Origin of the sequence: Methylococcus capsulatus (genome assembly GCF_036864975.1) — a bacterium.
Lineage (GTDB): Bacteria > Pseudomonadota > Gammaproteobacteria > Methylococcales > Methylococcaceae > Methylococcus.
In genome coordinates, this window is sequence record NZ_CP104311.1 from 2,818,130 (window position 1) to 2,832,089 (window position 13,960).

At 63.4% G+C, this 13,960-nt stretch carries 10 protein-coding genes; 9 read left to right on the forward strand and 1 reads right to left on the reverse strand.

The window, feature by feature from the left end:
- Both N4J17_RS13770 and N4J17_RS13775 read left to right on the forward strand, forming a co-directional pair.
- Complete coding sequence (locus N4J17_RS13770; protein WP_305076275.1) at positions 1-711, forward strand: ABC transporter ATP-binding protein; 711 nt, start codon at positions 1-3, stop codon at positions 709-711.
- Entirely contained in the window at positions 708-3,200 is a 2,493-nt protein-coding gene (locus N4J17_RS13775; RefSeq protein WP_198321991.1) for an ABC transporter permease, read from the forward strand. The genes N4J17_RS13770 and N4J17_RS13775 overlap by 4 nt, the downstream gene beginning before the upstream one ends.
- Positions 3,201-3,261: 61 nt before the next feature.
- On the opposite strand, the gene N4J17_RS13780 is transcribed toward N4J17_RS13775, so the two are convergent.
- Positions 3,262-3,690 (reverse strand): hypothetical protein, encoded by a 429-nt coding sequence (locus tag N4J17_RS13780; RefSeq protein ID WP_198321992.1) that lies wholly within the window; start codon positions 3,688-3,690, stop codon positions 3,262-3,264.
- Positions 3,691-3,864: 174 nt separating this feature from the next.
- Here N4J17_RS13780 and N4J17_RS13785 point away from each other — a divergent pair, with 174 nt between their 5' ends.
- From N4J17_RS13785 to fdhF, 7 genes are all read left to right on the forward strand, one after another.
- A complete protein-coding gene (locus N4J17_RS13785) occupies positions 3,865-4,572 on the forward strand; it encodes a hypothetical protein (protein WP_198321993.1) in 708 nt (235 codons plus the stop codon).
- Positions 4,569-5,300, forward strand: coding sequence for a molecular chaperone DnaJ (locus N4J17_RS13790; RefSeq protein WP_232470264.1), 732 nt, complete (start codon positions 4,569-4,571; stop codon positions 5,298-5,300). Before N4J17_RS13785 ends, N4J17_RS13790 begins: the two co-directional genes overlap by 4 nt.
- Positions 5,301-5,562: 262 nt before the next feature.
- Positions 5,563-7,251, forward strand: a complete 1,689-nt coding sequence (locus N4J17_RS13795) for a GTPase domain-containing protein (RefSeq protein WP_198321994.1) — start codon at positions 5,563-5,565, stop codon at positions 7,249-7,251.
- A 6-nt stretch (positions 7,252-7,257) separates the two neighbouring features.
- Complete coding sequence (locus N4J17_RS13800) at positions 7,258-8,889, forward strand: GTPase (RefSeq protein WP_198321995.1); 1,632 nt, start codon at positions 7,258-7,260, stop codon at positions 8,887-8,889.
- 142 nt (positions 8,890-9,031) lie between these two features.
- Complete coding sequence (locus tag N4J17_RS13805; RefSeq protein WP_198321996.1) at positions 9,032-9,511, forward strand: formate dehydrogenase subunit gamma; 480 nt, start codon at positions 9,032-9,034, stop codon at positions 9,509-9,511.
- Entirely contained in the window at positions 9,508-11,058 is a 1,551-nt protein-coding gene (locus N4J17_RS13810) for a formate dehydrogenase beta subunit (RefSeq protein WP_198321997.1), read from the forward strand. Before N4J17_RS13805 ends, N4J17_RS13810 begins: the two co-directional genes overlap by 4 nt.
- 57 nt (positions 11,059-11,115) lie before the next feature.
- Positions 11,116-13,959, forward strand: a complete 2,844-nt coding sequence (gene fdhF / locus N4J17_RS13815) for a formate dehydrogenase subunit alpha (RefSeq protein ID WP_198321998.1) — start codon at positions 11,116-11,118, stop codon at positions 13,957-13,959.
- Position 13,960: the final 1 nt, after the last annotated feature.

Consider the following 13,960-nt stretch of genomic DNA (forward strand, 5'->3'; position numbering starts at 1 on the left):
ATGGATAAGAACAGCAACAATGCCGGGCCGGAGAGCGCGCGCGCTTTGATCATGGCGAGACAAGTGGACAAGTGGGTCGTGAACGCCGGTGAAAGGCTCGATATCTTGACAGGTGTGGACCTGGCGATCAAACCGGGCGAGAGTGTCGGAATCGTCGGTACCTCCGGTTCCGGCAAATCGACCCTGCTCGGCCTACTCGCCGGCCTCGACAGGCCGTCCGCAGGCGAAATCGAGCTTGCTGGCCACCGCCTTTCACAATTGGACGAAGACGCTTTGGCACGGCTGAGAGCCGAGCGCATCGGTTTCGTATTCCAGTCGTTCCAGCTTTTGCCGAGCTTCACTGCCCTGGAAAACGTCATGCTGCCACTGGAACTGACTGGCCGTCTCGAGGAAGCCCAGGACCGTGCCCGGCGGCTACTGACTCGGGTCGGACTCCAGCATCGCTTGGGGCATTATCCCCGCCAGCTTTCCGGCGGGGAACAGCAGCGAGTGGCCCTCGCCCGCGCCTTCGTGACGGTACCGGCGATCCTCTTCGCCGACGAGCCAACCGGGAACCTCGACGACCGTACCAGCCAGACCGTCATCGATATGCTGTTCGATCTCAACCACGAGCATTGCACGACGCTGGTTCTGGTGACGCACGACGCCCGGCTCGCCTCGCGTTGCAACCGCCTGATCCGGCTGGAGGCCGGACGGATCCTCGAATCATGAGCGCCGGCCGCTACTTCCTCCTGGCCTGGCGGCTTGCCAGGCGTGACTGGCGGAGCGGTGAACTTGGCGTTCTGCTCTCGGCCCTGGTGATCGCCGTAGCCGCCACCGCCGCGACCCGGTTGTTCAGCGACCGGCTGGCCCGCACCATGGTCGATCATGCGGCGGAGTTCATCGCCGGCGACCTCACGCTGGCCAGCCATCGCCAGATCCCGCCGGAGTGGATTCGGCAAGCGGAGATTCTGGGCTTGAAGCACGCGGCCAGCGTGGAATTCCCCAGTGTGCTTATGGAAAACGACCAGATCTTGCTGACAGGGGTCAAGGCGGTGAGCCCCGCCTACCCCTTGCGCGGCGAGCTCCGCACCCGGGATGCGGAGGCGGCGGAGGATAAGCCGGCAGGAGGCATTCCGCCCCTGGGTACCGTGTGGGTCGAATCGCGGGTGCTGGGTACCCTGGACCTCACGCTCGGTGCTTCGCTCACGGTCGGCAGCGCGCAGTTTCGCATCGCACGGCTCCTCACGCATGAGCCGGACCGGCGCGGAGACCTTTACAGCCTCTCGCCGCGCGTGATCATGAACCTCGGCGATCTGCCGGTCACCCGGATCATTCAGCCCGGCAGCCGGGTGCACCACTACGACATGTTCGCCGGGGAGGACACCGCCGTGAGGCGGTTCAAGAGTTGGCTCAAACCCCGGCTGCAGCATGGCGAGCGGCTGTTGGACGTGCACGAGGATCGCCCCGAAGTCGGCACGGCATTGAGCCGCGCCGAACGTTACCTCGGCATGACCAGTGTGATGGTCGTGTTGATCGCAGGTGTGGCGATCGGTATGAGCGCCCGGCGTTATACCGAGCGTCATTCCGACATGACCGCCTTGCTCAAATGTATGGGAGCGGAGAGGAACGACATCCTGACGATCCATGTCTTCGTCCTGATGATCGTGAGCCTGCCCGGCGCGCTGCTCGGCAGCGCCCTCGGTTATTTCGTCCAGGCCGGCATTGCCCGCTCGGTCGCTGGACTCCTGCCCCGTGGCCTGACCCAGCCGGGCCTAGAGAGCTTGCTGACCGCGCCGCTAATGGGACTGATCGTCCTCGCGGGATTTGCCGTCCCACCACTGCTGGGCCTGATGCGTGTGCCGCCTCTGCGGGTGTTGCGGCGCGATCTCGGCCCGACTCCGCCCAGCGTCTGGCTGAGCCTTGGGTTTGCCATCCTGGCCCTGGGCGCCCTGTTGCTGCGTGCCGCCCAAGATCCCGTGCTGGTGGGGCTCGTCCTCGCTGGGGGCACGGCGGCACTGGCGGGCTTCCACCTGTGCCTCGGCGGTATGTTGCGCGCGCTGCCAGCGCTGTTGCGCCAGCGTCCTCTGGTCTGGCGTCTCGGCGTGCACAGCCTGCTGCGCCGGCGCCGTCTCGCCTCGTTTCAGATCATGGGGTTCGGGCTGGCCATGGCCGCCATGCTGATCAGCCACGTCGTCCAGAAGGAGCTCGTATCCGAATGGAAACGGCAACTGCCGGACAATGCACCCAACTTTTTCGCGCTCAATCTGCAGGAGACTGAACTGGACCGATTTCGGCAAATGCTTGAGGCCGACTCGATCGAAAGCAGCGAGATCTATCCCATCGTTCGAGGACGTCTGGTAACGGTGGACGGGACAGATGCGCGGAAGCTCGCCCCGAAGGATTCGCAGGCCGAAGCTGCCGTCGAACGGGACCTCAGTCTGACCTGGAGCGAGGCGCTGCCTGCCGGCAATCGCCTCGTTCAGGGGTCCTGGTGGTCGGGTGCGCCCCAACGGGTTTCGGTGGAGGAGAAGCTCGCCGCTGAACTGGGCATCCGAATCGGCGCGCGGCTTACGTTCGATGTGGCCGGCACTCCGGTGCCGGCGACGGTCGAAAGCATACGCAACGTTTCCTGGGACGCTATGACCCCGAACTTTTACATGATATTCTCCCCTGGCAGTCTGCAGGGCCAGCCGCGCACGTATATGACCAGCTTTCACGTTCCTTCGGAACAGACCACCATGCTCAATGCCCTGGTCAAGGCGTTCCCGGCGATCACGCTCCTGGATGTCGATGCCTTGCTGAAACAGTTTCAATCGATCCTGCAGCAAGTGACGCTGGCGGTCCAGGTCGTTTTGGGCTTCGCGACGGTCGCCGGTTTCACCGTTCTCTTCGGGGCGGTGCACGCCACGGCGGAGGGACGGCTACGGGACGACGCCCTGTTACGGGCCATCGGCGCGGACACACCGCTTTTGAAAAGCAGTCAGTGGATCGAATTTGCCAGCCTGGGGTTTCTCGCCGGCATTCTTGCCGCCGCCTGCACCGAACTGGTCGGCGCCGTGGTGTTTTCCAGAATGATGAATCTCACACCACAGGCCCACCCTTGGCTATGGCTGGCCGCCCCTTGCCTAGGCGCTATCACAGTAGGGGTGGCAGGGCGATGGAGTGTACGCCGGGTCGTTAATACGAGCCCCAACGACGTCCTGCGCGACCTTCCCTGAGAAAAGGGATCTGCGGTGCCGGCGATGGGAAGGTCAATCCCCGGCCCATCGCCAGTGATCATCAATTCGCAGACACGTTGACCTTGGAAGTCCAGCCGCTCTTGCCTTCGCAGGCCCCGTCCAGGATCTTGAGCTTCACGAACGGCAAAGCGCCCACGATCGATTCTTCTTCCACCGTTGCGCGGGTACCCGACTTGACCACGCAGATTTTCTGCTCATCATTTTCTTCCTCCCCCGACGCCACGTTCATTAGCCCGGGCGCCGCGGTCAGCTGGGAGTCGCCCACGTTGGGATTGGACACCACCACCGTCTGACCGACCTGGACCGCAGTCTTGACCTGGACTTCTCCGCTCCCGCCACCGCCCATGGCCAGGGCGAGCAGAATCACAACCACGGCTCCGCCGATCGCGTACAGTGCTTTCGGATTGGCCTTGAGCGTATCTAAAATATTTGCTTTTGCAGATCCTTCGCTATTGTTTTCGTTAGACATTCGTTATTACCTCCTCTTTGGGATCAAGTCTCCCCTTCCCAGGGTACGCGCACGTTACCATGCCGCCCCATCTTCGAACAAGGAGGACAGTTCCGGCCAGGATTCGAAGCCTGGCAGCGTCTCCGCTACACTGTCGCGCATGACGAGAAAACATCCGCGAATGGCAGGTTCGACATGAACGAAGAGCATCCAGCGACCCAACGAGGCATGGCCGTCGTCGATGCCTTTTTGGCCGAGATGGCCGCGGTTCGGCAGCTCAAACCGGTATTGGTCCCCGGCCGCCTGATCTTTGCCCTCGATGCCACGGCGAGCCGCGAACCCACCTGGAGACAGGCCGCCCACCTCCAGGCCCGGATGTTCGAAGCCGCAGCGCAAACCGGCCGGCTGGCCATACAGGTCTGCTATTATCAAGGATTCGACCGCTTCGAAGCGCTGCCCTGGCATACCGAGGCCGCGCCGCTGCGGCGGCAAATGGAGCGCATCGGCTGCGTCAGCGGCTATACCCAGCTGAACCGGATACTGTGCCATACGCTGGCGGAACACCGACGGCAACCGGTGAACGCTCTTGTGTTCGTCGGCGATGCCCTGGAAGAGGACGGAGCGGTGCTCTGCGGCTTGGCCGGAGAACTCGGGCTGCACGGGGTTCGCATATTTATGTTCCAGGAAGGCGATGAGCCGGGAGTGGAAGCCGTTTTCCGCAAGATTGCTCGATCGAGCGGCGGCGCCTATGCCCGCTTCGATGCCGCCAGCCCGGATCGCCTTGCCCGTCTACTCCGGGCTGCGGCCGCCTATGCCACAGGTGGCATCGACTCGATGCAGGCATTGCCGGAACACGGCAATGCCGAGATAGCCGAATTGACCGGCCAACTGCGTCAGCCTTGATCCAGGTCGTCCTCCTGCTTCTCATCCTGCTACTCGTCGCACCGGCGCTGGCGGCTTTGCTGCGCGCCATGCGCCCCGCTCTGGCCGGGGAACTTCGGCGCATCGCGCCATGGCTCGTTCTGCTTCTGATCGTGGTACTGGCCGCCACCGGCCGGCTCGGCTGGGTCGTACCACTTGCAGGTGCTTTGCTAGCGGCCTTGCTGCGGCTGTTGCCCGGATTGATTTCCCTGCTGCCCGTCCTGCAGCGGATGTGGCGTCGGCGAACCTCCGATGCCGAGGGAGACGCCGTCGTGGAAACGCCGTTTCTGCGGATGCGCATGAATCGGACCACGGGGGAAATCGGTGGTGAAGTGCTCGCCGGGCGCCAGGCCGGCCGTCAGCTCTATGATTTGAGCCTTGAGGATTTGCAGGAACTCCATGCCGAACTGCTACGGGCCGATGCCGAATCCGCCCGCTTATTGGGAGCCTACATGGATCGCGTGGTCGGAGGCGCCTGGCGGGCCGGCGGTGGAGCGGAAGGCTCGGCGGCCGGACCATCGCCTTCGGGCCAAATGAGCCGGGGCGAAGCCCTGGCTATCCTGGGATTGAGGGAGGGAGCGCAGCGTGAGGCCATCGTCGAAGCCCACCGGCGGTTGATGCAGAAACTGCACCCCGACCGGGGCGGATCGGATTATCTCGCGGCCAAGATCAATCAGGCGAAGGACGTGCTGCTGCGCGAAAACCGCTGACCGCGCTCAAACGCGTTAAAATTCGCAAAACACGAAGCCCGCATTCTCCCTCTCCCACCCTCACCACCTCACCGCTCATGTATTCCAGTCCAGCCTATCGAAACCCGGAAACAGCCGGCCCCGCCCCTTTGAATGCCACATCGCGGAGCCTCTCTTGATGCAGAGGGGCGGCCCTGTTCGTAATGCCTTGCAAGTGAGCACCGGCGACGGTCCTTGTGGCCCAGCGCTTAGGCAATTTCTTGCCAGGCTGGAAAAGTGTTACGTGCGCAAGGACGGTCATCTGGCGAAAACCGGCGCGGCACGGCCCGCTGACCATCGCCGGAACCTGTACTCGCTCCAGCTGGCGAACCTGCGGCTGCGCTGGCTCACCTCGGACGCGACGCTGCCCCAAATCACCGTGATCGGCCCGACCCAGGCCGGCAAGAGCTCGGTGATTAACTGGCTCGTGGGCGAGAATGCCGCCGTGGCAAGCCCCTTGGCGGGATTCACGCGGCATCCGCAAGGATTCGCCTACGGTGCCGAGAGGGAGGCCGTGACTGCACTGTACCGCTACTTCGAGCCTCTGCAGGCGAGACGCATTGCCGATCTGCCCGCCGAGGATTTCCGGTTTTTCGGTTTCGAGGCGGAACATGCCGGCCTGCCCCGGCTGGGCTGTCCCGTCACCGTCTGGGACACACCGGATTTCGATTCAATCGATTCCGAACGATACCGGGGCGGCTTGCTCCGGGCCATCGCGCTCTCCGACCTTTTGGTCTGCGTGCTCAGCAAGGACAAGTATGCCGACCAATCGGTCTGGGAGCTGCTGGCGATGATCGAGCCCCTCGGCATCCCCAGCTTCATCTGTCTGAACAAGACGCCTGCCGCAGCCGTGGAGACGGTGGTGCGATCGCTGACCGGCAAGTGGCGCCACGTGCGAGGTGACGCCACGCCCCCCATAATCGCCCTGCCCTATCTGACTGCGGACGCTCTCGAACCTCCCGGTGTGGACGCCCTGGTGGAGGCCGCCCGGACCCTGCTCCGGCAAACGGACCGGTCGCGCCAGACCCTGGGACTCATACGATTCCTGCGGGCGAATTGGGAAAGCTGGCTCGCGCCGGTCCGCCTGGAGCAGAACGCCGAACAGGAGTGGCGTGCCCTGGTCGGCCGAGCGATGGTCACGGCGAATCGGATCTACCGCCGCGACTATCTCGATCATCCCCACCATTACGAGACCTTCCAGCGCGCGCTGGCCGAACTCCTGACCCTGCTGGAGATCCCCGGCGTCGCCCGTCTGTTGACGCAGATGCGACGGATCATGACCTGGCCGGTCAGGCAGCTCGGCCAGCTCGGACGGCGCTGGCGACCCGATGCCGCCAGTCTGGGTAACGAGCAGTCGGTGCTCCAGCAGATCGCCTTGCACGTCATGCTCACGCTGCGCCAGGAAGTGGCCGAGATCGCCGAGAACGCGACGGAAACACGGCCCTGGTGGCTGGCGCTGGGGCGCGAGCTCGGCCAGAAGCAAGCGGGTGCGGTCGGCCGTTTCTCCCACGCCGCCTCGGCCTACGCCCGGGAGTTCGAGCCGGAAGTCGAAAAGACCGCGCATGCGCTGTACGACCGTCTGCGGGAACATCCGGCGGTGCTCAACAGTCTCAGAGCCACCCGCGTCACCACCGACGCCGCGGCGCTTGCGGTCGGATTGCACACCGGGGGAATCGGCTTGCAGGATTTTGTGATCGCCCCGGCCATCCTGTCGCTCACCTCGCTACTGACCGAGAGTGCCCTGGGCCATTACGTCCAGCGGGCCGCCGAGGATCTGAAAAGACGCCAGGCCACCGCCGTGAGTGACTTGTTCAACGATCACCTCGCGGCGACCTTACTCCGTTTGCCAGAAGACATGGCTCATGACACCGGTTTCTTCATCCCCGTCGACACCATCGAGGCAGCGGAGCGGGAACTCGCCGTTGCCCCCTGAGCAATCATGAATCAACAGGAATATTCGATCCTCCGCAGCGAGGTTTTCACCTGGGTCCAGGCGCTGGCGCACGCCGGTTGGCTCAGCCGTGAGGATATCGAGCCCTTCACCGCCCAGGACGACACCAGGCCGGGTACCCTGTTCGACGGTAGCCTCCACCGTCCACTGGTGATCGGCTTTTTTGGCGGAACCGGTGTCGGCAAAAGCTCGCTGTTGAACCGCCTCGCCGGCGCGGCGATCGCCAGGGTGAGCGTCGAACGGCCAACCTCGCGCGAAGTCTCACTCTATGCCCATGAATCGGTGCGGCTCGACCGCTTTCCCCCAGGTCTCCCCCTGGACCGGGTCCGGCTGGCCCGTCACCATAACGACGCCTTGCGCCGATTGGTCTGGGTCGACATGCCGGACATCGACAGCGCCGAGCCCGCCAACCGGGAACTGGCGCTGCGCTGGCTCCCACATATCGACCTCCTGATCTATGTGGTCAGTCCCGAGCGCTATCGCGACGACTGCGGCTGGGCAATGTTAATGGAGCAGCGCGGCACCCACGCCTGGGCCTTCGTCATGAACCAGTGGGACCACGGCGACCCCTTGCAGATCCAGGATTTCCTCGCACTGCTGAAAAACGGCGGTTTTGCCGAGCCCTTCCTGTTCCGCACCCAATGCGCCAGCGACGACGGGGCGCCCGCCGCGGTGGACGATTTCGCGGCTTTGGAACGGCTGATCGAAGAACTGGCAGACAAACATCTGGTCGATCAAATCGATGCCCAGGCGCTGGCCTGTCGGACCCGGCAACTGCAAAACCGTCTCGCCGCAGTCGAGGCGCGCCTGGAGCAACGCCCGGCTTGGGAGGCACTGCGTACCCGCTGGGTGGCACAATGGGAAGAGGCTGCGACTGAGGTCCAACGGGGTCTCGCCTGGGTCACGGAGCGGGCCGCGGCGGAATTCCTGGCCGGCCGGCTCAAGTCGCTGGCGCCGCCCGAACCCGCCGCCGGAGGGGATGGCCCGGCCGTCAACGCCGTCTGGGACCCGTGGGCACAACAGCGTTGGGAAGACGCTCTCGCGACCCTGGCCGTCGACGCAGACGACCGAAAACTGCCGCGGCAGCCCTTGCAGCAGGCACTGGCACCGTTAGCAACCGGTGCTTCCGCTACGGTCGGCAAACGGGTCGAGGAACACCTGCGTCGCGCACTCTCCAGACCTGGGAACCGGCTGCAGCGGGTGCTTTATCGCCTGTGCCGGATACTCTCCTTGTTCCTCCCGCTGGCGGCAGCCGGCTGGGTCACGTTCAACGTGGTGACGTTCTATTACCGTAGCAGCACCGAGCATCTGGGTTACCTGGGCGTCGATTTCGCCATCCACAGCGCCCTTTTGATCGTCTTAGCATGGCTGTTGCCCTATCTGTCGTACCGGGCCCTCAAACCGTCTACGGAACGGGCCGCCCTGCGTGGAATCCGCGCGGGCCTCGAAGCCGGCCTGGACGAAATCGGGATCGGCGTGTCCCAATCGCTGGAAGACCTCGGGCGCCGCAGCGAACAACTCGCCGAAACCGCGGCCGAATGGCTGAAATCCTGTGAACTCCCAGGTGACAGCAAAGCCTTTGAGGATTCCAGAATCGCCCGACTGTTGGCGGGACGCTGAACGACGAGGCCATACGTCGTTGAGCGGACAAGACAAAAGTGCTTTAATTTTCTAATTTACTCCTATTGCACCAGATTGCCTTTGTGCTATAAATCCATACTACTTTAATCAACTATTTCGTTAGGCAGGCACGAGACGCACCATGACGCAGACCGAGTGGGATCGCGATGCGGTGACGGAAGTCATCGAACAGAAGAAATCCATGCCGGGGGCGCTATTGCCCATTCTTCACGGAATCCAGGACCGCATCGGGTTCATTCCGGAAGACGCGGTTCCGCAAATCGCCAAGGCACTGAACGTCTCGCGGGCCGAGGTCCATGGCGTCATCAGTTTCTATCACTATTTCCGTATCACGCCACCGGGCAAGCGCACGATTCACCTGTGCCGGGCCGAATCCTGCCAGGCCATGAACTCCGACGCCCTGGAGGCGCACATCAAGGCGCGCCTCGGCATTGACTACCATGAAACCACCGCGGACGGTGCCTTCAGCCTGGAACCCGTGTACTGTCTCGGCAACTGCGCCTGCTCCCCATCGATGATGATCGACCATGAGGTGCATGGGCGCGTTACCCCACAGAGCTTCGACGCGATCATCGATGAATTGAAGGAGATCGCCGCATGACTACCGTCTACGTTCCCCGCGACTCCAGTGCCCTCGGCCTCGGCGCCGAGCGGGTGGCCAACGCCATCCAGCTAGAGGCCGCCAGGCGCGGCGCTGCGATCAAGCTGGTCCGCAACGGCTCACGCGGTCTGTACTGGCTCGAGCCCATGGTGGAGGTCGCCACCCCCGGCGGTCGTGTCGCCTATGGGCCGGTGCAGCCGGACGACGTCGCCGGTCTGTTCGACGCCGGCTTCCTCGAAGGCAAGGCCCATCCGTTATGGCAGGGAGCGACGGAGGAAATACCCTATCTCAAGAACCAGGAACGCCTGACCTTCGCCCGCGTCGGCATCACCGATCCGGTCAGCCTGGACGAATATCTGGCTCACGAAGGTTATCGCGGACTGCGTAACGCCCTGGCGATGGAGCCCGCCGCGATCGTCGAGGAAGTGACCGCTTCCGGCCTGCGGGGCCGCGGCGGCGCCGCCTTCCCTACCGGCATCAAGTGGAAGACCGTGCTCAACACCCCTGCCGGACAAAAGTACATCGTCTGCAACGCCGATGAGGGCGATTCCGGCACTTTCTCCGACCGCATGATCATGGAAGGCGACCCCTTCGTGCTGATCGAGGGCATGACCATCGCCGGCCTCGCGGTGGGGGCGACTCAGGGTTACATCTATCTCCGCGTCGAATATCCCCATGCCGAAGTGGCTTTGAATCAGGCCATCGAGGCCGCTCTCCAAGCCGGCTACCTGGGCGATGACATCCTCGGCAGCGGGAAGCGCTTCCATCTCGAAGTCCGTCTGGGCGCCGGTGCCTATGTCTGCGGTGAAGAAACCGCCTTGCTGGAGAGCCTCGAAGGCAAGCGGGGCATGGTCCGCTTCAAGCCGCCGCTGCCGGCCATCGAGGGTTTGTTCGGCCAGCCGACGGTGATCAACAATGTGATCTCGCTGGCCTCGGTGCCGATCATTCTGGACAAGGGAGGCAGCTACTATGCCGATTATGGCATGGGCCGTTCGCGTGGCACCCTGCCGCTGCAGCTCGCCGGCAATATCAAGCGCCCCGGTCTGATCGAGAAGGCTTTCGGCATGACTCTGCGCGAGCTGCTGTATGACTACGGCGGTGGTTCAGCCAGCGGGCGCCCGATCCGCGCCGTGCAGGTCGGCGGCCCGCTGGGTTCCTACCTGCCGGAATCCCAGTTCGACACTCCACTGGACTATGAGGCGTTCAGCGCCATCTGGGCCGTGCTCGGCCACGGCGGCGTCGTGGTATTCGACGACACGGTCGACATGGCGAAGATGGCGCGCTATGCCATGGAATTCTGTGCGGTCGAGTCCTGCGGTAAATGCACCCCCTGTCGGATCGGCTCGACCCGCGGCATGGAAGTCATCGACCGCATCATCGGCGACCGGGACCGCGCGAAGAATCTGGCGCTGCTGAGGGATTTAGGCGATACCATGCTCGCCGGTTCGCTCTGCGCACTGGGGGGCATGACACCCTACCCCGTACTCAGCGCCCTCAATCATTTCCCGGAAGATTTCGGTGAGAAGAACGTGGCTCAGGTTGCCTGACGCCACCCTTCCCTGACGGGTGCCCTGCAAGCACCGACCAAGAGAGGAGATAGCCCCATGGCTCTACTACAAGACAAAGATTTCGGCACGCCGCCCAGCGCTTCCGACAAAATGGTCACCCTGGAAATCGACGGCTTCACCGCCACCGTACCCGAAGGCACGTCGGTCATGCGGGCAGCCGCCAGTATCGGCATCGATATCCCCAAGCTCTGTGCCACCGACAGTCTGGAACCGTTCGGTTCCTGTCGTTTGTGCGTGGTCCAGGTCGAAGGCGGACGCGGACTTCCGGCCTCCTGTACCACGCCCGTGTTCGAAGGCATGAAGGTCGTGACCCAAAACGACCGGCTGGCCCAGGTCCGCCGCGGCATCATGGAGCTGTACATCTCCGATCACCCGCTCGATTGCCTGACCTGTTCCGCCAATGGCAACTGTGAGCTTCAAGACATGGCCGGCGTGGTGGGTCTGCGGGAAGTACGCTACGGCTACGAAGGTGCAAACCATTTCGATGCGAAGAAGGATCTGAGTAACCCCTACTTCCAGTTCGAGCCGTCCAAGTGCATCGTCTGTTCACGCTGCGTCCGCGCCTGCGAACAGACCCAGGGCACCTTCGCCCTCACCATCGACGGCCGCGGCTTCGAGTCCAAAATTTCGCCGGGACAAAACCAAGCCTTTATGGATTCCGAGTGCGTGTCCTGCGGCGCCTGTGTCCAAGCGTGCCCGACCGCGACACTCATCGAAAAATCCGTGGTTGAAAAAGGTCAGGCCGATCATTCGATCATCACGACCTGTGCTTATTGCGGGGTCGGCTGTTCGTTCAAGGCGGAGATGAAAGGTTCCGAGGTCGTACGGATGGTCCCGGACAAGAACGGCCAGGCCAACCACGGCCATTCCTGCGTCAAAGGCCGCTTCGCCTTCGGCTATGCGACCCATCCGGACCGCATCACCTCGCCGATGATCCGCAAGAGCATCCACGATCCCTGGCAGAAAGTAAGCTGGGACGAGGCGATCAACTACGCCGCATCCGAGTTCAAGCGCATCCAGGCCAAATACGGCAAGGATTCGGTCGGAGGGCTCACATCCAGCCGCTGCACCAACGAGGAAGCCTACCTGGTGCAGAAGCTGGTACGCGCCGCTTTCGGCAACAACAACGTCGACACCTGCGCCCGCGTCTGCCACTCCCCCACCGGTTACGGCCTCAAGCAGACTCTGGGTGAATCGGCCGGAACCCAGACCTTCGACTCGGTGATGAAGTCCGACGTGATCATGGTCATCGGCGCCAATCCCACCGACGGTCATCCGGTGTTCGGCTCGCTGATGAAGAAGCGAGTGCGCCAGGGCGCCAAGCTCATCGTGGTCGACCCGCGCGACATCGACCTGGTCCGCTCTCCGCATATCAAGGCCGATTATCACCTGAAGCTCAAACCCGGCACCAACGTCGCCGTGGTCAACGCCCTCGCCCATGTCATCGTCACGGAAGGGCTGGTCGACGAGGACTTCGTGAATACGCGCTGTGAGGTGGAGTCCTTCAACAAATGGAAGGATTTCGTCGCCCAGGAACGCAACTCGCCGGAAGCCATGGAGTCGATCACTGGCGTACCGGCACAGACCCTGCGCGAAGCGGCGCGGCTCTATGCCAGCGGCGGCAATGCGGCGATCTACTACGGCCTGGGCGTCACCGAGCACAGCCAGGGCTCGACCACCGTGATCGGCATCGCCAACCTCGCAATGGCGACCGGCAACATCGGTCGCGAGGGGGTGGGCGTCAATCCACTGCGCGGGCAGAACAACGTGCAGGGCTCCTGCGACATGGGCTCATTCCCCCATGAGCTGCCGGGCTATCGCCATGTCTCTGACAGCACGGTACGCGCCCAATTCGAAGCGGCCTGGAACGCCCGGCTGGATCCCGAACCGGGCCTGCGTATTCCCAACATGTTCGCGGCGGCGCTCGAAGGCAGTTTCAAGGGACTCTACTGCGAGGGTGAGGACATCGCCCAGTCCGATCCGGACACCCAGCACGTATTCGCGGCGCTGGAGGCGATGGAATGCGTCGTCGTTCAGGACCTGTTCCTGAATGAAACCGCCAAGTTCGCCCATGTCTTCCTACCCGGCGCCTCCTTCCTGGAAAAGAGCGGCACGTTCACCAACGCCGAGCGACGGATTTCGCCAGTGCGCCGGGTAATGCCGCCGTTGGCCGGTTACGAGGACTGGCAGGTGACCCAGATGCTGGCCAACGCCCTGGGTTATCCGATGAACTACAGCCATGCCTCGGAGATCCTGGATGAGATCGCCAGCCTGGTGCCGACCTTCAGCAAGGTCAGCTTCAAGCGCCTGGACGAGGTCGGCAGCCTGCAGTGGCCATGCAACGAGGAAGCGCCGAACGGCACACCCACCATGCACGTCGACCATTTCGTGCGGGGGAAAGGCCGGTTCATGCTCACGGAATACGTCCCCACTGAGGAGCGCACCAGCGGCAAATTCCCGCTGATCCTGACTACAGGCCGCATCCTGTCGCAGTATAACGTCGGCGCGCAGACCCGCCGCACCGCGAACACGGCCTGGCATTCGGAAGACCGTCTGGAAATCCATCCGCACGACGCCGAAAACCGAGGAATCGAAGACGGCGACTGGGTCGGCATCAAGAGCCGCCAGGGCGAGACGGTGCTGCGGGCAGTGGTCTCCGAGCGCATGCAACCCGGGGTGGTCTACACCACCTTCCACTTCCCTGAATCCGGCGCCAACGTCATCACCACCGACAATTCGGACTGGGCCACCAACTGTCCCGAATACAAGGTGACTGCCGTGCAGGTCACCAAGGTGAATGCGCCTTCGGAGTGGCAGCGGAGATTCCGCAGATTCACGGAAGAGCAATTGTCCTACCTGGAAAAAGCCACAGCGGGTTGAT